The following is a 23807-nucleotide window of genomic DNA, read 5'->3' on the forward strand; positions in this document are numbered from 1 at the left end:
TTATTAAAATCAAATTAAAAACACATCGTCAAGCAGTTGTATATCGAAGACGAGATTGGGTGGTGAGTAATTTTTATGAGGTATTATTTGTTTAGGCAAGCTCTCAAAAAGTGCTGTATAAGCGTAAACAAATGAAGTAATAAATAATTGTTGGCTTAAATCTAAATCATCAAAAACGTTAAGTTTTAAATTGTCCTGACCTTTAACAACTTCTATTTCATTTTTACAACAACCTTTCATTGCCGGAGCATCACTTGTAATATCTTCTCCGCAAACTTTTGCCTTTGTAAAAATAGCCGTATCTACTAAACTACTTCCACAATAATGCGATTCAACAGTAAAAGATAGTGTTGAAAACAACACTACAAATGCCATTGTAAAAGATAATATTTTATGCAAAAAGTTAGTTTTCACGATGCAAATTTACAAAATTGCTTATTAAGATAGTGACTTAAATTTAGTTTTAACAATATTTTACAGTCCTTTTCTTTGATAATAAAAAGCTGGTAAGAGTAATAACAATAGTAATGGCTGAATTAAAAAACGTCTGATATTAAAAAATATATAATAATCTTCTTGTCGCGGATTCATAACAAAGTAAAGAAATAGAAGAATTAAAATTAAATAGCTAATACTATAGATTATAACAGAAAATTTAATAATGCTCCAATCTTTAAAAAAAACATATAAAACAGCTAAAGAAATTAAGGTATTAATTACATAACGCATTGTTGTAGATAAAGTTAATTTTAAAACCTCACGTCTTGGAGAATCTATATATAAATAATCGTTATGAAAAAACTTTAAGTAAGGATCGTAAAACAAAAAATTTTCGAAAGCTCTAATTAAAATTAAAAACCCAAAAAGAAAAAACAACCAAATATATTTTTTATACTTATTCATTGTTTTTGCCAATATTAGAAAATCTATTTACCCAAAACATCCATAACAAAAAAACCATACCATAAATAATACCGGGAAAAACAACTGAGTGCAAAACCTCACTTTGCTTTGGAAAATGGTACAACGCAACAGATATTAAAACAATTCTTATTAAATTAACTACATAAATAATAACACTTCCAGAAAGTAAAAATATAATTGTTGTTTTTAACTTTCCGGAAAACGCAATAACAAAAGCCATAAATAATATAATAACACTTACAGCATTACAACCTTCTACAACTCGAGCTAAATAATGTCCGCGAATTATTAATTTTATTGAAGGCTCCGTTAAATGTTTAACAAGTTCTGTATTATAATTTATAAAATTTAACAATGCTTGACACTGGTATGCAACCAAATTTGTTATATAATCTGGAAAATATTGAGACCCAACCGAAGCATTTAAATACAATTTATATAGTAAAGACATGCCTATATAAACTAACAAAAATGTAAGGATAAATTTTATTACAGACTTATATTTTATAAAAAGTGATTTCAATTAAATTTTAGAAAATTTTATAGTTTTTAAAACGCTGAAATTACGTCTTTTTAAATACTTTTGCCAAAATTTTTATCTTACTATGATTTTTGAAAAATTAAAAACAGAAATAGAAACTATTCTTTTAGACAATAATAAATCTAAAGACGAACTACTATTAAATATCTGCGAGTTACTTGAAGCCAATATAGAATATTACAATTGGGTAGGTTTTTATTTTAAAAACGGAGATAAAAACGAATTAAAACTTGGGCCATACGTTGGCGAACCAACAGACCATACAATTATTCCATTTGGTAAAGGTATTTGCGGTCAAGTTGCTGTTAGTAACGAAAATTTTGTTGTACCAGATGTTGCTGCACAAGATAATTATATTGCATGTAGCATTACCGTTAAAGCCGAAATTGTAATTCCTATTTTTGTTAATGGTGAAAATGTTGGACAAATAGATATAGACTCTAATACACCAGATCCTTTTACAGAAGAAGACGAAAGATTTTTAGAGTTTGTTTGCGCTAAAGTTGCTAAAATAATTTAGTTGTTAACAACTACTTGTTTTTAGTTAAAAAAGACTGCATATTTTTAGCTAAAATTAAATGCCTTTTTTCGTAAATTTGTATGCTTATTAACACAACTACTAATGAGCAATAACAAAACAATTAAATCTGCATTAATCTCGGTATTTAGCAAAGAGGGTTTAGAACCTATTGTTAGAGAACTAGACAAACAAGGTGTTACCATTTATTCTACCGGTGGTACAGAAAAATTTATTAACGATTTAGGTATAAAAGTAGTACCTGTAGAAGATGTTACATCGTATCCATCAATTCTTGGTGGTCGTGTAAAAACATTACACCCAAAAGTATTTGGTGGAATTTTAAACAGACAAAATCACGATGGAGATGTTAAAGAAATGCAAGACTTTGACATCCCACAAATAGATGTTGTTATTGTAGATTTATATCCTTTTGAAAAAACAGTAGCTTCTGGAGCTGCAAATCAAGATATAATTGAAAAAATCGATATTGGAGGCATCTCTTTAATTCGTGCTGCTGCAAAAAATTACGCCGATGTTATTTGCGTATCTTCAGTTAATGATTACGCTGAGTTTTTAGAACTAATTACAGACAAAAAAGGTAATTTATCTGAAGATGATAGAAAAGCATTTGCTGCAAAAGCCTTTAATGTATCTTCTCATTACGATTCTGCTATCTTTAATTACTTTAATGCAGACCATAAAATAGCTGCTTTAAAAGTTTCTGAAACTAACGGAAAAGTTTTACGCTACGGTGAAAACCCACACCAACGTGGTTTTTTCTTCGGAAATTTTGACGATATATTTACACAACTTCATGGTAAAGAATTAAGCTACAACAACCTTTTAGATGTTGATGCAGCTGTAAATTTAATGGACGAGTTTAAAAACGACGCACCAACATTTGCCATTTTAAAACATAATAATGCATGTGGTTTGGCACAACGCGAAACCTTACATCAAGCTTACACAGATGCTTTAGCTGGAGATCCAGTTTCTGCTTTTGGTGGTGTATTAATTTCTAATACCGAAATTGATACAGCTACTGCCGAAGAAATACATAAACTATTTTGTGAAGTTGTAATTGCTCCTTCTTTTTCTACTGAAGCTGAAACAATATTAAAAGGAAAGAAAAACCGTATTCTTTTAGTTTTAAAAGATGCCGAACTTGCGCAAACCACTGTTAGAACATGTTTAAATGGTGTGTTAGTTCAAGACAGAAATAATGCAACAGACAAAAAAGAAGACGTAAAAAATGCAACTACAAAAGCACCTACAACTGCTGAGTTGGATGATTTAATATTTGCTTCAAAAATTTGTAAGCACACAAAATCTAACACTATAGTTTTAGTAAAAGACAAACAATTATGTGCTAGTGGAACAGGACAAACTAGCCGTGTAGATGCTTTAAACCAAGCAATACACAAAGCACAATCTTTTAATTTTGATTTAAAAGGAAGCGTAATGGCTAGTGATGCTTTTTTTCCATTTCCAGACTGTGTAGAAATTGCAGATAAAGCAGGAATATCTGCCGTAATTCAACCAGGTGGTTCTATAAAAGACCAATTAAGTATCGATTATTGTAACGATAATGATGTTGCTATGGTTTTTACAGGCACTAGACATTTTAAACATTAACAAATTCCTTAAAAAAGGAACATTTTAAAGATTATTAAAAAACCTGATGTGTTACTATACATATCAGGTTTTTTTTATTTCAGGATGCTTCATTAAAATAATAGCGTCTAGAAGATAAAATTATTTACACACATAATTACTAATCCTAACTGTTTAAATTCTAATTCAAAACAATTCCGCGAAAGCGAAAACAATTGCTATAAAAACATCTAAAAACATTATAAAACCGTATTTAATATTTAATGATAAATCTAAATCTTTCAGTATTAAAAATTTATATTAGAACTATACATAATAATCGCTGTTTTTTTCTTTAGTTTTATTACTTTTACGGCAACTCAATAATAACTTCAATAATTACACTTAACGCATGGGATTTTTTGACTTCCTAACAGAAGAAATCGCAATAGATTTAGGAACTGCAAACACATTAATTATACATAATGATAAGGTTGTTGTAGATGCACCTTCCATTGTAGCAAGAGATCGAATTTCGGGAAAAATAATAGCAGTTGGTCAAGAAGCCAACATGATGCAAGGTAAAACCCATGAAAACATTAAAACTATTAGACCACTTAAAGATGGTGTAATTGCAGATTTTGATGCGTCTGAGCAAATGATTAGCATGTTTATTAAAAATATTCCTGCGCTTAAAAAGAAATTATTTACTCCATCGTTACGTATGGTAATTTGTATTCCATCTGGAATTACAGAAGTAGAAATGCGAGCGGTAAAAGAAAGTGCAGAACGTGTTAATGGAAAAGAAGTATATTTAATACATGAGCCTATGGCTGCAGCAATTGGTATTGGTGTAGATATTATGCAACCTAAAGGAAACATGATTGTAGATATAGGTGGTGGTACAACCGAGATTGCTGTAATTGCTCTTGGTGGAATTGTTTGCGACAAGTCTGTTAAAATTGCCGGTGATGTTTTTACAAATGATATTATATACTACATGCGCACACAACATAACTTATATGTTGGTGAACGTACTGCCGAAAAAATAAAAATACAAATTGGTGCTGCTACCGAAGATTTAGATTTACCACCAGAAGACATGAGCGTTCAAGGACGTGATTTACTTACAGGTAAACCTAAACAAGTTCAAATTTCTTATAGAGAAATTGCAAAAGCTTTAGATAAATCTATCCTTAGAATTGAGGATGCGGTTATGGAAACATTATCGCAAACACCTCCAGAATTAGCAGCAGATATTTACAATACCGGAATATATTTAGCTGGTGGAGGCTCTATGTTACGTGGATTAGACAAACGTCTATCTCAAAAAACAGATTTACCTGTTTATATTGCCGAAGACCCATTACGTGCTGTTGTACGTGGTACAGGAATTACGCTTAAAAACTTAGCTAAATACAAAAGTGTATTGATTAAATAAAAAAGCCCTAATAAATGCAACAAATAGTAAACTTTATACTAAGAAACAAAACGTTTCTTCTGTTCCTGCTATTGTTATTTATTTCGGTAATGTTAACTATACAATCTCATAGTTACCATAGAAGCCGCTTTATAAATTCAGCAAATTTTTTAAGTGGAGGCATTTTTAATGCTTCTAATAATATTAGTGATTATTTTGGTTTGCGTGAACAAAACAAACTACTACAAGAAGAGAATAACCAATTAAAGTCTATTCTATTTAATGTAGAAAACAATTTAAATTCACCATATGTAGATAGTCTAAATTTTGCTAAAAATTACATTTTTACTCCTGCTCAAGTTATTAGAAACAGCTACTCTTCTACAAATAATATTTTATTATTAAACAGAGGTAAAAAAGATAGTATTAAACAAGATTTTGGTGTTATTTCCAGTAAGGGAATAATTGGTATTATAGAAAAAACAAATGCCAATTACGCAACTGTATTATCTATTTTAAATACAACTAGTAGCATTAGTGCAAAACTTAAAAAAACCAACCATTTTGGATCTATTAAATGGGATGGTTTGTTACCAAACAAAATACAACTTAGTGAAATTCCAAAAATTGCACCTGTAGCAACTGGAGATACTATTGTTACCTCTGGTCGCTCTGCTATTTTTCCAAAAAACATTCCTATTGGTATTGTATCTAGTTTTAATTTAGATACTGCAGAAAATTATTATGAAATTGAGGTTACTCTTTTTAACGACATGACAAATATTGAACATGTTTATATAATTGAAAATAGAGATGCAGAACAGATAGAAAACCTATTAGAAAACAATGACTAATTTTTTATCTATACATACCATCCGTTTTGTAATTTTATTATTATTACAAGTACTGTTATTAAGTCATGTTAATTTTATGGGTTACATAAACCCATATCCATATATTTTATTCATTTTATTATTCCCAATAAAAAATAATAGAATGTTATTTATTTTATTAAGTTTTCTTTTAGGGTTGTTTATAGATATGTTTTTAGACTCTGGAGGTATTCATGCTGCAGCATCTGTAACCATAGCTTTTATAAGACCAGCAGCTTTAAAATTTAGTTTTGGAGCACTTTATGACCATCAAGCTATAAAGTTTAACCAAGTTGATTTTGGACAGCGCTTTATATACATTTCAATTTTAACACTTATACATCATTTTATTTTATTCTCTCTTGAAATATTTAACTTTTCTAAGATAATTTTAGTACTACAAAACACGTTATTCTCAAGTATATTTACTATACTATTAAGTATATTAATAACTATAATTTTTAGTGGTACCAATAAAAAATGAGACAACTTTTATTATTTCTTACTGTTATTCTTGTTGGTATAATATTTACTGCAAGATTATTTTACTTACAAATCTATAATTCTAGTTCTAATAGTATTTTCGATGATAATGCTATTAGAAAAGTTTACGATTACCCAAAAAGAGGTTTTGTTTACGATAGAAACGGTAAACTTTTAGTTGCAAACCAACCATCTTACGATGTTATGGTTATTCCTCGTGAAATAGAACCATTAGATACTTTAGAGTTTTGTAAATTATTAAAAATAGATAAAGCACGTTTTGATAGCCAACTAAAAAAAGCCAAAAATTATTCATGGAGATTACCTTCACCATTTGTATCTCATTTATCTAAAGAAGATTACGCTGTACTTCAAGAAAAAATGAGAAAATATACTGGTTTTCATATTCAAAAACGTTCTTTACGTCAATATGAAACTACTATTGGAGCAAATGTTTTAGGAGATATTGGCGAAGTTAATAATAGAGATATTGCAAATGACCCTTATTACAAAATAGGTGATTTAATGGGTAAACAAGGCGTAGAGAAATCTTACGATTCTATTTTACGAGGTCGAAAAGGTATTAAATTTATACAAAAAGACAGATTTAATAGAAATATTGGACCTTATAAAGATGGTAAGTATGATACATTACCTCAACAAGGTAAAGACATAAAAATTACAATTGATTCTGAACTTCAGGCCTATGGCGAATGGCTTATGCAAAATAAACGTGGTGGTATTATTGCTTTAGAACCAAGTTCTGGAGAAATTTTAGCCATGATAGCAGCACCAACATATAACCCAAACGATTTGGTGGGTAGAAAACGATCTAAAAATTACACAAAACTATATAACGATTCTATAGCAAAACCTTTATTTAATAGAAGTTTACAAGGTGTTTACGAACCTGGGTCGCCTTTTAAATTAATGAATGCTTTAATAGGACTCCAAGAAAATGTAATTTCTACTGATGAAAAAATAACATGCTACTCCGGTTATAAATATGGTAATAGATTTATGAAATGCCACTGCCACTATGGTGCAAGAAACGACGTTGTTAGAGGTATTCAAGAATCTTGTAACGCATACTTTGCTACTACATATCGAAGAATTTTAGACAAACCAGGAAATGCCAGAGATGGTGTCGAGATGTGGAGTAAACATGCCAAAAGTTTTGGCTTAGGTAATTTTTTAAATAATGATTTAGCCGTTGGTCAAAAAGGTCGAATTCCAGATAAAGCTTATTATAAAAGAGCATATCCAGAACGTTTTTATTCAACCTATACTATCTCTAATGCTATTGGTCAAGGAGAAGTTGCTACAACACCTATACAACTTGCAAATATGACTGCAGCAATTGCAAATAGAGGTTACTACTATACACCACATATTGTTAAAGCTATTGAAGGAGAAACTTTACCAGATAAATTTACTACTCCTAAATATACAACAATAGACAAAAAACATTTTGAGCCTGTTATTGAAGGTATGCTTAAAGTTTATGAAAAAGGAACAGCAAGTAGCCTACAGGTTAAAGGGCTTGAAATTTGTGGAAAAACAGGTACCGTAGAAAATTTTGCAATAATAGATAGTGTAAAAACACAATTAACAGATCATTCTATTTTTGTAGCTTTTGCACCTAAAGATAACCCAAAAATAGCATTAGCTGTATTTGTAGAAAACGGTTATTTTGGAAGTAGGTTTGCTGGTAAAATTGCGAGTTTAATGATAGAAAAATACGTTAATAAAAAAATTACTCGTAAAGATTTAGAAAACTGGTTATTAACACACAGTTTAGAAAATGAATATGCTAAACCTTATTCTGGAGAACCATTTAAAATAAATAGAGAAACACAATACCAAATAATTCCTATGGAAGAAGTTATTGGGTTGCCAGATAACTCTAATCCATAAGTAACGTTTAAATGAGACAAACCGATAGACATTTTAAATTCGATTGGATTACTATTTTACTGTTCTTTATTTTAGCAGGCTTTGGTTGGTTAAACATCTTATCGGCCTCACATTCTGGTGAAATAGTTGACTATTTTAGTTTTACAGAGTTTTACGGTAAACAACTTGTATTTATTATACTTTCAATAGTATTAATCATTCTTATTCTATCTATAGACGCTAAGTTTTACGAAAGGTTTTCAAGTATTATTTACTTTGCTTCACTCCTCTCCTTAATAGGTCTATTTATTTTTGGAAAAAATATTAACGGCGCTACTTCATGGTACGATTTAGGAGGCATGACATTGCAACCTAGTGAATTTGCAAAAGCAGCTACAGCATTAGCTGTTGCTAAATATATTAGCGATTTGCAAACCGACATTAAACAGTTTAAACATCAAATTAGAATTTTTGCAATTATTGTAATTCCTGCTTTTTTAATTTTATTACAAAAAGATGCTGGAAGTACATTAGTGTATGGTGCATTTTTCTTTGTTTTATATAGAGAAGGACTTCCTAAAATTTATCTTATTTTAGGTTCTGTACTTATAGTATTGGCTATTTGTGCTTTAAAATTTGGAGTAATTATAACTATGCTTGTTGCAGCTATTGTAGTATTTGGGTATTATTTTACTTTAAAGAAAAAGCCTTCATTTTTTCAACCTATAATAGCTTTAGTTATTGCATTACTTATCTCTTTTGTTGTGCGTTACACTTACGATTCGCTTTTACCTTTTCATCAAAAAGATAGAATTACTATTTGGTTAAGCTTAGAAAAAGATGCCGACAAATTAGAAAAAATGAAAAAAGAAGCTGCCTACAATCTTTTAGAAAGCGAAAAAGCTATTAGCGCTGGTGGTTTTAAAGGCAAAGGTTTTATGGAAGGTACAAGAACTACAGGTAAATTTGTACCAGAACAACATACAGATTACATTTTTACTACCGTAGGTGAAGAATGGGGATTTATAGGCAGTTTTGGAGTAGTACTTATTTTTGTGCTCTTAATTTTAAGAATACTTCATCTAGCCGAACTTCAAAAATCTCAATTTAGTCGAGTCTATGGTTACGCCGTAGGAGCCATATTATTTATACATTTTTTAATTAATATAGGTATGGTTATGGGCTTGATACCAACCATTGGGATTCCACTACCCTTATTTAGCTATGGAGGTTCTGGTCTTTGGGGATTTACTATTCTTGTATTTATTTTTGTTAAATTAGATTCTAATAGAATAAATGAATGGTAATTATTTAACTATTAAATTTTGTTTTTTAGTTTTAATATTCACTTTTAACTATTCACTTTTTATCAGTAGCTTTGTATCACTGAAATTTTTCCTTTGAAAATAACCGAACAAATAAAACAACCTATTGCTTACGAAATGGATCTTTTTGAACAAAAGTTCCGTTTAGCAATGGCCTCTAAAGTTGCTTTATTAAATAGAATCACACATTACATTGTAAACCGAAAAGGCAAACAAATGAGACCAATGTTTGTATTTCTTGTTGCAAAAATGGTGTCTAATGGAGAGGTAAAAGACAGAACTTATAGAGGAGCATCTGTTATAGAATTAATACATACCGCTACTTTAGTACATGATGATGTTGTAGACGACAGTAATAAACGTCGTGGTTTTTTTAGCATTAATGCATTATGGAAAAATAAAATAGCAGTACTTATTGGTGATTATTTATTATCTAAAGGCTTACTTCTTTCTATAGACAATAATGATTTCGATTTACTAAAAATTATATCTGTTGCTGTACGTGAGATGAGCGAAGGTGAGTTGCTTCAAATTGAAAAAGCCAGACGCTTAGATATTACAGAAACAATTTATTACGAAATAATTAGACAAAAAACTGCAACATTAATTGCTGCTTGTTGTAGTCTTGGTGCAGCTTCTGTTAAACCAGATAGCCAAGAAGTAGAAACGATGCGAAAATTTGGAGAATTAATAGGTATGGCTTTTCAAATAAAAGACGATCTTTTCGATTATGGTTCTACAAGTATTGGAAAACCAACTGGTATAGATATTAAAGAACAAAAAATGACTTTACCACTTATTCATGTTTTAAATACAGTAAGTAATAAAGAAAAGAAATGGCTTATAAACTCTATTAAAAACCATAATAAAGACAAAAAACGTGTTAACGAAGTTATTGCTTTTGTAAAAGATAATGGTGGTTTAGAATATGCTGTTAAAAAAATGAAAGCTTTTCAATCCGAAGCATTACAAATACTACAACAGTTTCCAGATTCCGATTATAAATCTTCATTAGAGTTGATGGTGAATTACGTAATAGAAAGGAAGAAATAAAATACTTTTCTTATTAAAAAAAATAAAAAAGCCAGTAACTAAATTTAGCTACTGGCTTTTTAAATAATTATTCTACTAGGAAATTAATCGATTATTAATTGCTTAGTTACAGCTCCTGCGTTGCTTTTTATAGTCATAAAATAACTTGCACTACTTAAAGAAGAAACATCTATAGTGGTATTATTTTCTACAGTCCCATTTAAGTTATAAGTTTTTACAACACGACCAGTAATATCTGTTATAGTAGCTTGCTCAAGTTGTTCTTGATTAGGATTACTAATAGTAAGCATATTACTTGCTGGATTTGGAAATAAACCTATAGTTATATTATTAATTGAAAAATTATCAACGCTTAAGTTTTCATCTTGGAAATTAGGACGTAATAGATACGAAACATTAAAATTAAAATCTTCGTTATTAGACCATGTTCCATTTGGGTTTGTTGGCCAGTTAACCCAAGTTGTACCTGGAGTAAAAATTTGAGTAGTTGTTGCTAATGTAATATTAAAAGCACCTTCTTCTATAGCTACAAGATATTGACCTGGAGCAAGCGTATAAGGCTCTACAGCAATAGGTGCTGTATACACATTAGAACCAGCTACTAAAGTAACAGGATCTGTTTGTGCTATAATTGCATTAGGCACACCTCCAACCATGTCCCAAACCGTTACATATGTTGTTGTACCAGCTAATTCTCCATTAGTATCTTCTAATTGAAATGTAACAGAAGAAATATCTTCGGTAACTAAAACATCAAATTGTTGACCAAGTTGACCGCTAGTTCCTGCTCCAATACCTAATGTACCTGTAACTGTATTATCATCTCTTGCATAAGTATTAGTAGTAACTACAGTGTCCATAGTTGTAAAAGTATTGTTAGTAGCATCACCATCTGCCTCAGTAATTGTTACTGTATAAGTTGTTGAATATGTTCCTACTGCAGTTGGTGTAAATCCTGTAAATGTAACATCTTGAGTTGCGTTTCCTGCAATAGAATATGGTGCACTAGACTCTGTATATACAGTTGCATTTGTAGCATCTGTTACAGTAACAGTAGCAATTGCATTAGTTACAGCTCCAGCTTGCATGTTTTGTATAGTTGCATTTGTTCCTATTGAAGAAATTTGCTCTAGTGGAATTTGAGTATATTGATTTTGTAATTCTCCTGAACTAGTAATTGCCACATCAAAAGCAGGTGGCACCTCTACAGAAACATTATTTATCATTAAAACAAATTGATCTGTAGAATTATTTCTCCAAGCTATATAAATAGTACTTCCTGTATAGGCAGTTAAATCTACAGATTGAGTAGACCAAACAGCACCAGAAGCAGCAGTAGTTGAGTATACTACATCTGTAAAATCTGCAACTGCATTACCTGTTGTAGATACACGAACTTCATATCCATCTGGATAACCTGCATCTTGAGCTTCTTCCTCCCAAGTTAATACTGCATTACCCGTTAGTGTTATTGCAGGAGTTACCATCCAATCGTCCGACGTACCTGCTGGATCATACCATGATGTACTCATGGCAACTACATCTCCTGTATTATCAAAATCATCGGCTTCAATCCATGCAGATGTAAATTGAGCTACAGAAGCATTAGGTGTCAAGCCATCTTCGTCGTATAATGTCCAACCAGCTAGTCCTGGTCCAGAACCATCAAAGTCATCTTCAAATAACACTTGCGCAAAAGTGACATTTATAGATAATAATAGTAATAGTAAAGTAATTTTTTTCATACCCTTAAAAATTTTGTTGATTAATAATAGCACTAAAATACATAAAAATAATTCAATAAAAACCGTACTTTCCTGCTAATTAAATTGAGAATTGAGAAATTGTTTGAAATAAAAGCATAAAACGTGTTTTTTTTAAGATTTTAAAACAAGACTATTTTTTAAAAAATTAAAAAAATAGTAGAATTTTTTAATATCTAGGCAACCATTTATTTAAATTTTGCGTCTTTATAAATAGAACCACTAAACTAAAAGTTTTTTGAAAGTCATTCAACTCTATAAAAATGAAACGAAGCTTATAAAAAGAGCTCAAAAAAACAATCGTGAAGCACAACACGTATTGTATGAGTTGCATGCACCAAAAATGTTAAGTGTTTGTAGATATTATATTAAAGATCTACAACATGCAGAAGAAGCAATGTTAAATGGATTTTTTAAAGTTTTTACAAACATAAAAAGTTTTAAAAACGAAGGTAGTTTTGAAGGTTGGATAAGACGCATTATGGTTCGTGAATCTATATCCTTTTTAAGACAACAAAAAAATATAGAATTTGCGGTAGAAGATATAGATATAAAAAATGATTATTCAGACCATATAAATAGTGAAATTGAAGTAGAACACATACAAGAAATTATAGACAAACTACCAGAAGGTTATAAAATTGTTTTTATAATGTATGCCATAGAAGGCTATAAACACAGTGAAATTGCCAATCTATTAAACATTAATGAAGGCACCTCAAAATCACAATTATTTAAAGCACGAAAATTGCTTCAAGCAGAAATAAAAAAATTAAACACATCGAGTTATGGCACCAATTAAAAATGAAGAAGATATGAAAAAGAGGCTCGAAAAAAGAACTATTCAGCCTTCTGCTAAAGCTTGGGAGACACTATCTCAACGTTTAGATCACGAGGAAAAAAAGCATAATAAAAAAGGACTATGGTGGCTTGGCATAGCTGCAAGTATTGTTGGTATATTATTAGTAACAAATTTATTTTTTTCTTCTAAAACAAATAATAACAACACAATTATTGTTAACCAAAATAAAACACAAGACACTCAAAAAATAGAAAAACAAGAAATAGAAAGAGTAATTCCTAAAAACGAAGTAATTGTTGAAGTTAAAAGAAATATTAAAAAAACAAATAGTAAGAATCTTAAAGTTTCTAATGAGTTAGCCATAAATAATAACAGTAAAAAAACTCCAATTAAAAATAAAGAAACCTTAAATAACTTATCTCAAAATAATACTATTATAACTGAAATAAAAATACCCAAAATAAAAAAACAACCTATTGAGAGAGATGAAGTAGATATGCTTCTTGCTCAAGCAACAGAAAGTATTAAAAGTAAAAAAACTATAAATAAAAATACACCTATTGACCATAACGAGTTACTAATTGCTGTAGAAGACGATCTAGACGAGAGATTTAGAGATAAAATACTAAAAACAGTAAGAAAAGGCTACCAAACGGTAAAAGAATCGGTTGCAGAACGTAACGAATAACCACAAAAAAAATCATCAATAAAAATCAATTATCAACATGTGCTGGTACTACTATCTGCACCCAAAAACGAACATTTATGACATCAATTACAAAGTACATTATCATTGCTATATTAGCAATATTCGCTTCTAATGCTGCTGCTCAAGACAGTATTCCAAAATCTAAAGAACAAAGCATTAAAACATTAAAAGAAAACATTAAAAATGAAGAAAAAGAGGCATTAAAAATTGAAGTAGAAGCAATAAACCAACAAGTAACAGAAAAAAAAATTACTTATGGTCAAGCAGAAAACCTAAAAGAAATAGCCGCAAAAAAACGAGCTTTAAATATAGAAAATAGAATATTAATTCTTGAAAACAAATTAGCTTTTTACGAAAGAAATAACCTGCCAACACCAATAGATGAAAATGGTAATTTAAAAGGGAAAGAGTACGATCTTTTTTTTAAAGACCTAAACAGTGTTAATAGTTTTACAGGCGTTACAGTTGTTAATCCAGAGAAGAAAAAAATTAAATACGATACTCGCACAACTTTTGAACTATCATATGCGGGAGGTTTTAACAATGCTATTGTAGATGGTGGAAGCTTAAACGATTCTCCATACGACATACAAGATTCTGAATTTTGGGAAATAGGCTTAAACTGGAAAACAAGACTTGGAGTTTCTGGAAATGCTCCAAGAATAAAATACGGTTTAACTTTTCAAACTAATAGATATTCTTTAGAAGACAATAAAATATTTGTTCAAAACGGAAACACGACAACATTAGAACCTTTTAGTGAAAATTTAAAACTAGCCGAGTTACGAATTACAAACCTTGTTATTCCTTTTTATTTTGAATTTGGTAAAATGCGTAAAATTGAAAAAACAGATTATGTAAGATATGTTAACGATGGTAAATTTAAATTTGGAGTTGGTGGTTTTGCAGGACTAAGAACCGGAACTATGCAAAAACTAAAATATAAGCAAGATGGTGATAGAGTTAAAGAAAAGATTAAACGAAATTACAATACAAACCCAATAGTTTACGGTGTTGGTGCTTATATAGGTGTTGGAGATATTAGCTTATACGCTAAGTACGATATATCTAAAACCTTTAAAAACGATGCCTTAGAACAAAATAATATTTCTTTAGGTATAAGATTGGATTTTGATTAAAACTAAAAACCACTGTTAATTAAATATTAGCAGTGGTTTCTTTTAAAATATTAACACAATTTCATTAGTTAATTATAGCTTTTAAGTAACTTATATAAGTCTATAAAAAATACTAACTTTCGGTTTATTTTAATAAGCTCTTATTTAAAATAAATTGAAAATGTTATAAAATTGCACATTGGCTAATGAAAACTAAATTACATATCTTCAAAATTGTTGCAAAACACTTAAGTTTTACAAAAGCTGCAGAACAACTACACATTTCTCAACCTGCTATTTCTAAAGCTATTAAAAATTTAGAACAGGAATACAAAACAACTTTATTTATAAGAAAAAGAAACTCTATAGAATTAACAACAGAAGGAAAGTCTTTTCTAATTTACACCAATAAAATTTTAGAAATCTATGCTCAAATGGATGAAAAATTTTTACATAAAAAAGATGAGTTTCCAAATTTTATCAATTTTGGTGTAAGCACAACTTTGTCTAATTATATTATACCCAAAGTTATTGCTAAGTTTACAACTCAATATCCACAAACAAAATTTAATATAGTTAGTAATAATTCTGAAAATATTGAGAATTCAATTTTAAATGAAGATATAGATTTTGCAATTACAGAAGGTAGTACTGCAAATCCAAAATTGCAATTCGAAAAATTTATTAAAGATGAAATAGTTCTTGTTACCAATGTAAATAATAATGCATTTCAAAAAGGAAGTATTGATATAGACACCTTAAAAGAAATCCCAATAGTAGAACGCGAAAGAGGATCTGGAACAAAAGTAATTATAGATACTTTTTTATCAAAACACAATGTAAAACAACTTAATGCTGTAGTATTCTTTAATAGTACTGAAGCGATTAAAAATTATTTATATCATTCAGATCATTATGCATTGCTTTCAATTCATTCTATTTCAGATGATTTAATAAATAATAAACTCAAAATAATAGACATTAAAGATTTAAGTATTGAGCGGTGGTTTTATTTTGTAAATAGAACCGGATATTTATCGCAAACCTTCGAAAACTTCAAAACATTTATTCGTTACAATTATAACTTTTAGTTATCCACAATAACTTTTAAAGTTGCTAAAAAGTTATCCTTACATACTATTTTTGTATTGAATAATACTAAACAGTATGAAAGCTTATTTATCTAAAACAATTTACTTCCTTATAATTATTATTGCTTTATTAGGCTATATAAACAGTCCAACAGCTTTAATTCTAGGTTTTATTTTTACTATTATTTTTAATAATCCTTTTAAAATATATAGCCACAAAGCCATTCACTATTTTTTAAAAATATCGGTAGTAGGATTAGGCTTTGGTATGTTTATAAAAGAAACTTTACAAACGAGTAAAGAAGGACTAAGTTTAACCATATTCTCTATAATTTTAACGGTGTCTTTAGGTTTAATATTAACTCAAGTTTTTAAAATAAACTTAAAATTAGGGCATCTTATAACATCTGGCACTGCTATTTGCGGAGGAAGTGCTATAGCAGCAATTTCACCAGTTATAAAAGCTAAAAGTAAAACTATAAGCGTTGCATTAGGTATTGTATTTTTATTAAATTCTATAGCATTATTTGTATTTCCTGCTATTGGGCATTGGCTAAATTTAACACAAGAACAATTTGGTTTATGGTGTGCTATTGCTATACATGATACAAGTTCTGTAGTTGGAGCTGCATTAGGTTATGGAGAAGAAGCGCTACGTATAGCCACAACAGTAAAACTATCTAGAACATTATGGATTATACCTTTATCTATTTTCTCTATGTTTCTTTTTAAAACAAAAGGCGAAAAAATAAAGATTCCTTATTTTATTGTTCTGTTTATTGCAGCAATTATAATTAATAGTTATCATATTTTACCAGAGCCTATAACTCAATCTATTGTTACAATTTCTAAACGTTTATTAATAGTAACATTATTTCTTGTTGGCTCTACAATCTCTATAAAAGACTTAAAATTAACTGGCACTAAACCTATTTTTTTAGCACTGTCACTTTGGATATTTATTTCAATATTCTCATTAATTTATATTCTATAAATAAGCCTAAAGCTTAGTTGCTTTAATTTCAAATATTAAAGGATACAATTTATCTTTTGTTACAAACATTCCTGATGATGTTTTTTCTAATGCTGGTAATACATCGTAAGGACTTTCGTTATATTCATTTAAATATTCAATATGCAAACCAGCTTCAGTTAAAGCATTTATAACCTCACTTAAACCGTGATTCCAACCATATTCTTTACTTACCATTTTTGAGTTTTGATTAGCATAAGTTCCTTCGTATTCTTCATAAATTACTTCATCTTGCATGTAACCATATTTCATAATAGGTTTATTTTCTAAATAGTCAAACATCCAAACAATTGGGTGAAACTCTGCCATGTAAAATGTGCCTCCTTTTTTTAGTTTTTGAGCTATCATTTGTCCCCAAGGTTTTAAATCTGGCAACCAACCTATAACACCATAACTAGTAAAAACAATATCAAATTCACCATCAACGTGCTTAGCTGTGTCAAGTACATTACAACACACAAATTTAGCATCTAACTCTAATTCTAAATTTAACTGCTGCGCAAGTTTTATTCCTTCGTCACTTAAATCTATACCTGTACATTTTGCACCTAATCTACTCCAACTTAAAGTATCTTGACCAAAATGACATTGCAAATGCAATAGCGTTTTTTCATTTACATTACCTAAAGCCTCTCTCTCGTATTGCATTAAAGAAGATTTTCCTTTCTTAAAATCATCCATAGCATACATATCACTTTTAGCATGTACTTTTACCTTGTCGTTCCAAGTAGCTTTATTTGTGCTAAAATATTTAGAATTAGTACTCATATCTTGTTGGTATTTTACCAAAACTAATTAATATTTCTTAGTTTTGAAAGAAAACCAAAATCCATGTACAGATTACTAATTATTTGCTTACTTCTTTTTTCATCTTGTAAAGAAAAAGAACAAAAAAAAGAATATACACTAGCCGAAAAAATTGCTAATGCGCATGGATTTACAAACTGGGATAAAGTTAAAGCATTTCATTTTACATTTAATGTTGATAAAGACAGCTCTCATTTTGAACGTTCTTGGATATGGAAACCTAAACTAAACGAGGTTACCATGCTTACAAAAGAAGATACAATTACTTACAATACATTTAAAGTTGAACAAGAAAGTTTAAAAGCAGATCGTGCTTTTATAAACGACAAATACTGGGCACTCTTACCATTTCAATTAATATGGGACAAAAGTGCTACGCTAAGTGAGCCTTCTATAACCGAAGCTCCAATTAGCAAAAAACAACTTAACAAAGTCACTTTAACCTATCCTACAGATGGTGGTTATACTCCTGGAGATGCTTACGATATTTTTTATGATGATAACTATACCATTAAAGAATGGAATTTTAGAGAAGCTAATGCTACAGAGCCGTCTATGACAAATACCTTTGAAAACTATAAAAATTTTAATGGAATTAAAATAGCTCAAGAACATAAAATGGCTGAAGGCAACTGGAACCTTAACTTCACCAACATTAAAGTAATTACAGAATAACATTAAAAAACAACCAAGTGTCAAACTATAAATTAGGCAGCGATTACGCTAAGCAATTAGATAAAGAAGATAAAATTTCACATTACAGAAATCAATTCCATATTCCTAAAGATAAAGACGGAAACGATTGGTTGTACTTTACTGGGAACTCCCTTGGTTTACAACCAAAAGCTACAAAAGAGTACATAAATCAAGAGTTAGAAGATTGGGCAAACCTTGGTGTAGAAGGACATTTTGAAGCTAAAAATCCTTGGATGCCTTACCATGAATTTTTAACCGAAAGCATGGCAAAAATTGTAGGAGCAAAACCTATTGAAGTAGTTATAATGAACACCTTAACTACCAATTTACACTTATTAATGGTTAGCTTTTATCAACCTACAAAAACAAAATATAAAATTGTAATTGAAAGTGATGCTTTTCCTAGTGATAGGTATGCAGTACAAACACAATTAGAGTTTCATGGTTTTGATGCTAATGAAGGTGTGATAGAATGGAAATCTCGTGAAGGCGAAGAGCTTTTAAACATAGAAGATCTAGAAACTATTTTAGAAGAACAAGGTGATGAAATTGCATTATTACTTATTGGAGGTGTAAATTACTACACAGGACAATATTTAGACATAAAAAAAATAGCAGAAATAGGTCATGCCAAAAACTGTATGGTTGGTATCGATTTAGCGCATGGCGCAGGAAACATAAAACCAGACTTCCATAACTCTGGAGTAGATTTTGCTGCTTGGTGTACGTATAAATATTTAAATGCTGGTCCTGGTAGTTTAGGCGGACTTTTTGTACACGAAAAACATGCTCATAATAAAGACTTAAAACGCTTTGCTGGTTGGTGGAGTCATAATAAAGAAACACGATTTAATATGCGTCAACCGTTAGACGTTATTCCAGGAGCAGAAGGTTGGCAACTTAGTAATCCGCCCATTTTATCTATGGCTGCAATTAAAGCTTCTTTAGATATATTTAATGAAGTTGGTATGGATGCACTTCGTGAAAAGTCTGAAAAACTAACAGGTTATTTCGAGTATTTAATTAACGAATTGAATAACGATAAGATTAAAATAATAACGCCTACCAATCCAAAGGAACGTGGTTGCCAATTATCTATTCAAGTCAAAGATGCAGACAAAAACCTACACAAACAATTAACCGAAGCAAATATTATTACAGATTGGCGAGAACCAGATGTAATACGTTGTGCTCCTGTGCCTTTATACAACTCCTTTGAAGATGTATATAAAATGGTAGAAAAATTGAAAGAGATCTTAGATTAATTATTTTGAAGAGTATCAATAAAATAATTAAAGAAGAAACAATTTTATTAAAAATTAAAAAGAAAAGTGATATATCATTTTGGCATTATCAAATCTTAGGGCTTCTTAGTTTTTTTACTAATAATTCTCATGATTATTTTATTATTACCAATCGCAGAATTATAATTGAAATAAAAGGAGAAATAATAATAAATCAAGAATATTCCGATTTTAAAAAACTAAATTTCAATGCTTTAAATGACACTTTAAAGTTTTCAAATAAAGAAAATATAGAACAAACAATAGCATTGCAAAAACTCAGATTATCTTATGAAGAGATTCAATATATTAAAAGCGTACTAACCTAAATGAGTAAAAAAGACAACATACTAATTATAGGAGCAGGACTTTGTGGCTCACTATTAGCCTTACGTTTAGCACAACGTGGTTACACCGTAAATGTTTACGAAAGCAGACCCGATTTACGTGCTACAGATATTTCTGCTGGTAGATCTATTAACCTTGCATTATCAGATAGAGGATTAAAAGCCATGCGACTTGCAGGTGTAGAAAACAAAGTAAAACCGCTTTGTATTCCTATGTACGGAAGATTGGTTCATGATACTGAAGGAAATACTTTTCCTTCCAATTATTCTGGAAGAGATAACGAATATATTAACTCTATTTCTAGAGGAGATTTAAATGGTTTATTGCTAACCGAAGCAGATTTGTATGACAATCTTACTATTCATTTCAATAAAAAATGTACAGGTGTAGATATAGAAAATAATATAGCTAGCTTCTACGATTATAAAACTAAAGAAGAATTTACAGCCAAAGGCGATGTTATTTTTGGTACAGATGGCGCAGGTTCTTCGCTTAGAAAAAGCTATTATTTAGAACGTAAATTTTTGTTTAGCTACTCGCAAAATTATCTTACACATGGTTATAAAGAGTTAGAAATTCCCGCTTCCGCGGAAGGAAAACACCTTATTAGTCAAGATTATCTTCACATTTGGCCTCGAGGCGATTACATGTTAATTGCGCTTCCTAATTTAGACGGAAGCTTTACAGTAACACTATTTTTAAGCTATGATGAAGGTGAATATAATTTTAATAATTTAACAACAGAAGAAGCTATAAAAAACTTTTTCAATTCAAAATTTCCAGATGCATTAGCGCTAATTCCTAATATAGCTCAAGAATTTGCCAACAACCCAACTGGCGCATTAGGAACCGTAAAATGTTCGCCTTGGCATTATAAAAACAAAAATGTTATTTTAGGAGATGCTGCACATGCAATCGTTCCTTTTTACGGACAAGGTATGAATGCTTCGTTTGAAGATGTTACTGTTTTCGACGCTATTTTAGAACAACACGAAGGCGATTGGGAAACCATTTTTAAAGTCTACGAAAAAACTAGAAAAGCAGATACAGATGCTATAGCAGATTTGGCAATCGATAATTATTACGAAATGCGTGATCACGTTGCAAATCCTATTTTTAAAGAAAAACGAGCAATAGAAATGGCTTTAGAAAAAGAATTTCCAAACAAATATTTTTCTAAATATTCTATGGTTACTTTTAAAGAAGACATTCCTTACCATACAGCAATGACAAAAGGAAGAGCGCAAGACAAAGCTATTTTAAACCTTTTAGTAGATAAAAAAATCACAACCACCGATGATTTAAATAGTATATTAAAAAAAGTACAACTAGAAACAGAAGCTATTTTAGAAGAAGATAAAATTGCTGGATTGAAATAAATTAAAATTAGTAAAAATGAAAATAATTTAGGGCTTAAAAATAAACTTAGTAAATTATAAAGTCCTCAAATCAATTCAAAAGAATTGAAACATCAAGGCGAAGAATAGATGAAGAAAAGCTCCGAGAAAAGGAGAACGCAGTTCGACGCGGAGTTTTCAAATCGCTTTCAGTTTGCAAAACTGAAAATTCCATGGCTTGATCGTGATTTTTTGGTTCGTTTTGCATCAAGGCAAAATGAACAGAGATAAAACAGAAAATATGAGTAATAAAAACAATGAGATTCCTGCTTCTGCAGGAACTAAGGTAACTCCAAGAGGAGCATATCCACACGTAAAACAAGTAGGCGATTTTATTTTCGTATCAGGAACTAGTTCTCGTAGAGCAGACAACAGCATTGCTGGTGTAGATATTATTGATGAAATGGGCACCAAAAAACTAAACGCCTACACCCAAACACTAGAGGTTTTAAAAAATATTGATACCAACCTTAAAAAAGTTGGAGCAAGCTTAAAAGACGTAGTAGATGTTACTTCTTTTTTGGTAAACATGAACGATTTTGCAGATTACAACAAAGCATATGGTGAGTTTTTTGACAAAGAAACAGGTCCAACAAGAACCACAGTTGCTGTGCACCAATTACCGCATCCTGATTTGGTGGTAGAAATTAAGGTAATGGCTTATAAAAAACAGTAATTAAGCTATTTAAACCTTGCAAATTTTGAATTATAAAATGTAAAATTAGATACAGGAATTACTGCATTCATTTTTAAATTATACCAAGGAGAAATATTTATATTTTCAAGATTTTTCACCAAATGTACACTCTGTGCAGGAGTATTACCTTGAAATAACAAAAACAATTTTTCTCCTTTACTATTTATAGCTTCATCACCAAGCATAACAATATGTCCTGGACTTCCTCCTAAAATAAGCATATCTCCTATTTTTAAATCTTTAACCTCTGTAATTTCTTCCAATTCTTGAGATAGAGACAATGTACCAGAATACATGTATATTAAATTAAGATATTTGTAAAAATTGGATTTTGTATAATCTACAGAAGCTGTTTTTTTAAAAGTTACTTTATTACCATTAATTATAGGTCTATATCCTTCTGCAAATTTCTTCCAAGAACAATAATGCCCAGATGTAAAATTAAAGCCAATCTCATCCTTTCTATTGTTATCCCAAAGATATTCGCTTCTTATTCTAATTAAAGCATCTGCACATTGCTGTAAACCGTTTTTAGGGACTGTAATATCTAAAATTCCTATATGTCCTTTTTGCCAATAATATTGACTGTTATCATAATTAATAATTTTAGTACCGTATGGTTTTAATTTATAATTACGTAAATAATTTTGAAATGAACCTTTAGCATAATTTACTCTTTTAAAACCTTTTGGTAAGTTTACTCTAGATCTAATTGTTAAACTATCTTTATTAATTAATCTTGGTTTTGAAACTACTCCTTTAGCAATATAATTAACTGTTTTATTTAAAGGTTTAAAGTGAAATAATAGAGCAACAACCACAATAAGAAAAAGTAACAGAAAGAGATTTTTTTTCATATGTAATTAATAAACAGTTATTAAGGCTCAACTTATAAAACATTAATTTTAAAAAATTATTATTTAACAGAATTTATTTTTTGTAACTTATATAAAAATTTTTGTAATGAAACTTCCTCAAAGATTAGAATATGCATTAAGAAAGTTATATAATGCCTTCCATAATGGAACTTTAAATCCTGAATATTGTACAAAATGTGCAGTTGGGAATATTTGTAATAATCTTGATTTTTGGACGCATTTAACAGACGTACATGGGTCTGTAAAATTAAACTATGTTGGAATGGTAAATCAAAATTTTGGGAAACGCTTTTTTGGTTACACTCCTTTAGAGCTACTACAAATAGAAGCTAAATTTTTAAAAGGTTGTGGTTATATTCTTCCGCTTGACGGAAATAATAAAAAACCACAAAACCCAAAAGATAAAACGGTATTATTTAATGGTTTAACTGAAGTTATAGCATTTTTATGTGAATTAGATAATATAGAAAATGTTATGAATTATTCAAAACTGTTCGAGATTGAAAACAACAAACCCAAGTATTTAATAGATTCTGTTCTTTAAATAAATATTCTCTC

25 protein-coding genes are annotated in these 23807 nt (G+C 29.8%); 19 read left to right on the forward strand and 6 right to left on the reverse strand.

Annotation, left to right across the window (positions count from 1 at the left end; translation table 11 throughout):
• Positions 1–9: 9 nt before the first annotated feature.
• The 3 genes from BWR22_RS12785 to xrtF all read right to left on the reverse strand — a co-directional run bounded on the left by BWR22_RS12785 (position 10) and on the right by xrtF (position 1447).
• On the reverse strand, positions 10–375 hold the full coding sequence (locus BWR22_RS12785) for an HYC_CC_PP family protein (RefSeq protein WP_076734050.1): 366 nt from the start codon (positions 373–375) through the stop codon (positions 10–12).
• A gap of 99 nt (positions 376–474) precedes the next feature.
• On the reverse strand, positions 475–903 hold the full coding sequence (locus BWR22_RS12790) for an exosortase F system-associated membrane protein (RefSeq protein WP_076734051.1): 429 nt from the start codon (positions 901–903) through the stop codon (positions 475–477).
• A complete protein-coding gene (xrtF, locus tag BWR22_RS12795; RefSeq protein WP_076734052.1) occupies positions 896–1447 on the reverse strand; it encodes an exosortase family protein XrtF in 552 nt (183 codons plus the stop codon). The genes BWR22_RS12790 and xrtF overlap by 8 nt, the downstream gene beginning before the upstream one ends.
• An 82-nt stretch (positions 1448–1529) precedes the next feature.
• On the opposite strand from xrtF, the gene BWR22_RS12800 reads away from it, so the two are divergent.
• From BWR22_RS12800 to BWR22_RS12835, 8 genes are all read left to right on the forward strand, one after another.
• A complete protein-coding gene (locus BWR22_RS12800; RefSeq protein WP_076734053.1) occupies positions 1530–1985 on the forward strand; it encodes a GAF domain-containing protein in 456 nt (151 codons plus the stop codon).
• Between the two features lie 102 nt (positions 1986–2087).
• The gene (purH, locus tag BWR22_RS12805; protein ID WP_076734054.1) at positions 2088–3620 is read left to right on the forward strand and encodes a bifunctional phosphoribosylaminoimidazolecarboxamide formyltransferase/IMP cyclohydrolase; all 1533 of its coding nucleotides are present in this window, start codon (positions 2088–2090) and stop codon (positions 3618–3620) included.
• A 370-nt stretch (positions 3621–3990) separates the two neighbouring features.
• The gene (locus tag BWR22_RS12810; protein WP_076734055.1) at positions 3991–5019 is read left to right on the forward strand and encodes a rod shape-determining protein; all 1029 of its coding nucleotides are present in this window, start codon (positions 3991–3993) and stop codon (positions 5017–5019) included.
• A gap of 14 nt (positions 5020–5033) precedes the next feature.
• Complete coding sequence (gene mreC / locus BWR22_RS12815) at positions 5034–5852, forward strand: rod shape-determining protein MreC (protein ID WP_076734056.1); 819 nt, start codon at positions 5034–5036, stop codon at positions 5850–5852.
• Positions 5845–6354, forward strand: coding sequence for a rod shape-determining protein MreD (locus tag BWR22_RS12820; protein ID WP_076734057.1), 510 nt, complete (start codon positions 5845–5847; stop codon positions 6352–6354). The genes mreC and BWR22_RS12820 overlap by 8 nt, the downstream gene beginning before the upstream one ends.
• Positions 6351–8270 (forward strand): penicillin-binding protein 2, encoded by a 1920-nt coding sequence (gene mrdA, locus BWR22_RS12825; protein ID WP_076734058.1) that lies wholly within the window; start codon positions 6351–6353, stop codon positions 8268–8270. Before BWR22_RS12820 ends, mrdA begins: the two co-directional genes overlap by 4 nt.
• An 11-nt stretch (positions 8271–8281) precedes the next feature.
• Positions 8282–9556, forward strand: a complete 1275-nt coding sequence (gene rodA / locus BWR22_RS12830; RefSeq protein ID WP_076734059.1) for a rod shape-determining protein RodA — start codon at positions 8282–8284, stop codon at positions 9554–9556.
• A 93-nt stretch (positions 9557–9649) separates the two neighbouring features.
• On the forward strand, positions 9650–10627 hold the full coding sequence (locus BWR22_RS12835) for a polyprenyl synthetase family protein (RefSeq protein WP_076734060.1): 978 nt from the start codon (positions 9650–9652) through the stop codon (positions 10625–10627).
• 83 nt (positions 10628–10710) lie between these two features.
• Here BWR22_RS12835 and BWR22_RS12840 read toward each other — a convergent pair whose 3' ends face one another.
• Positions 10711–12372: a T9SS-dependent choice-of-anchor J family protein gene (locus tag BWR22_RS12840; protein WP_076734061.1), complete on the reverse strand. Its 1662-nt coding sequence runs from the start codon at positions 12370–12372 to the stop codon at positions 10711–10713.
• A gap of 256 nt (positions 12373–12628) precedes the next feature.
• On the opposite strand from BWR22_RS12840, the gene BWR22_RS12845 reads away from it, so the two are divergent.
• The 5 genes from BWR22_RS12845 to BWR22_RS12865 all read left to right on the forward strand — a co-directional run bounded on the left by BWR22_RS12845 (position 12629) and on the right by BWR22_RS12865 (position 17104).
• Positions 12629–13192, forward strand: coding sequence for an RNA polymerase sigma factor (locus BWR22_RS12845; protein ID WP_076734062.1), 564 nt, complete (start codon positions 12629–12631; stop codon positions 13190–13192).
• Positions 13179–13880, forward strand: a complete 702-nt coding sequence (locus BWR22_RS12850) for a hypothetical protein (RefSeq protein WP_076734063.1) — start codon at positions 13179–13181, stop codon at positions 13878–13880. The genes BWR22_RS12845 and BWR22_RS12850 overlap by 14 nt, the downstream gene beginning before the upstream one ends.
• Before the next feature lie 77 nt (positions 13881–13957).
• Positions 13958–15040 carry a hypothetical protein gene (locus BWR22_RS12855; RefSeq protein WP_076734064.1) on the forward strand — a complete coding sequence of 361 codons (1083 nt, stop codon included), beginning with the start codon at positions 13958–13960 and terminating at the stop codon, positions 15038–15040.
• A gap of 185 nt (positions 15041–15225) precedes the next feature.
• On the forward strand, positions 15226–16110 hold the full coding sequence (locus BWR22_RS12860; RefSeq protein ID WP_076734065.1) for a LysR substrate-binding domain-containing protein: 885 nt from the start codon (positions 15226–15228) through the stop codon (positions 16108–16110).
• 76 nt (positions 16111–16186) lie between these two features.
• Entirely contained in the window at positions 16187–17104 is a 918-nt protein-coding gene (locus BWR22_RS12865; RefSeq protein WP_076734066.1) for a YeiH family protein, read from the forward strand.
• 6 nt (positions 17105–17110) lie between these two features.
• Here the strand turns inward: BWR22_RS12865 and BWR22_RS12870 are convergent, their stop codons facing one another.
• On the reverse strand, positions 17111–17911 hold the full coding sequence (locus BWR22_RS12870) for a class I SAM-dependent methyltransferase (protein ID WP_076734436.1): 801 nt from the start codon (positions 17909–17911) through the stop codon (positions 17111–17113).
• A gap of 63 nt (positions 17912–17974) precedes the next feature.
• Here BWR22_RS12870 and BWR22_RS12875 point away from each other — a divergent pair, with 63 nt between their 5' ends.
• From BWR22_RS12875 to BWR22_RS12895, 5 genes are all read left to right on the forward strand, one after another.
• Positions 17975–18625, forward strand: coding sequence for a hypothetical protein (locus BWR22_RS12875; protein WP_076734067.1), 651 nt, complete (start codon positions 17975–17977; stop codon positions 18623–18625).
• A 17-nt stretch (positions 18626–18642) separates the two neighbouring features.
• Entirely contained in the window at positions 18643–19911 is a 1269-nt protein-coding gene (gene kynU / locus BWR22_RS12880) for a kynureninase (protein WP_076734068.1), read from the forward strand.
• A gap of 5 nt (positions 19912–19916) precedes the next feature.
• The gene (locus BWR22_RS12885) at positions 19917–20258 is read left to right on the forward strand and encodes a hypothetical protein (RefSeq protein ID WP_076734069.1); all 342 of its coding nucleotides are present in this window, start codon (positions 19917–19919) and stop codon (positions 20256–20258) included.
• Positions 20259–21656, forward strand: a complete 1398-nt coding sequence (locus BWR22_RS12890; protein WP_076734070.1) for an FAD-dependent oxidoreductase — start codon at positions 20259–20261, stop codon at positions 21654–21656.
• Between the two features lie 259 nt (positions 21657–21915).
• Positions 21916–22350 (forward strand): RidA family protein, encoded by a 435-nt coding sequence (locus BWR22_RS12895; RefSeq protein ID WP_076734437.1) that lies wholly within the window; start codon positions 21916–21918, stop codon positions 22348–22350.
• 5 nt (positions 22351–22355) lie between these two features.
• On the opposite strand, the gene BWR22_RS12900 is transcribed toward BWR22_RS12895, so the two are convergent.
• Entirely contained in the window at positions 22356–23228 is an 873-nt protein-coding gene (locus BWR22_RS12900; RefSeq protein ID WP_076734071.1) for a DUF4846 domain-containing protein, read from the reverse strand.
• Between the two features lie 106 nt (positions 23229–23334).
• Here BWR22_RS12900 and BWR22_RS12905 point away from each other — a divergent pair, with 106 nt between their 5' ends.
• The gene (locus BWR22_RS12905; protein ID WP_076734072.1) at positions 23335–23793 is read left to right on the forward strand and encodes a Na(+)-translocating NADH-quinone reductase subunit F; all 459 of its coding nucleotides are present in this window, start codon (positions 23335–23337) and stop codon (positions 23791–23793) included.
• The last annotated feature ends 14 nt before the right edge of the window (positions 23794–23807 follow it).

It is taken from the genome of Lacinutrix venerupis (assembly GCF_001971745.1).
In the GTDB taxonomy this organism is placed as follows: domain Bacteria; phylum Bacteroidota; class Bacteroidia; order Flavobacteriales; family Flavobacteriaceae; genus Lacinutrix; species Lacinutrix venerupis.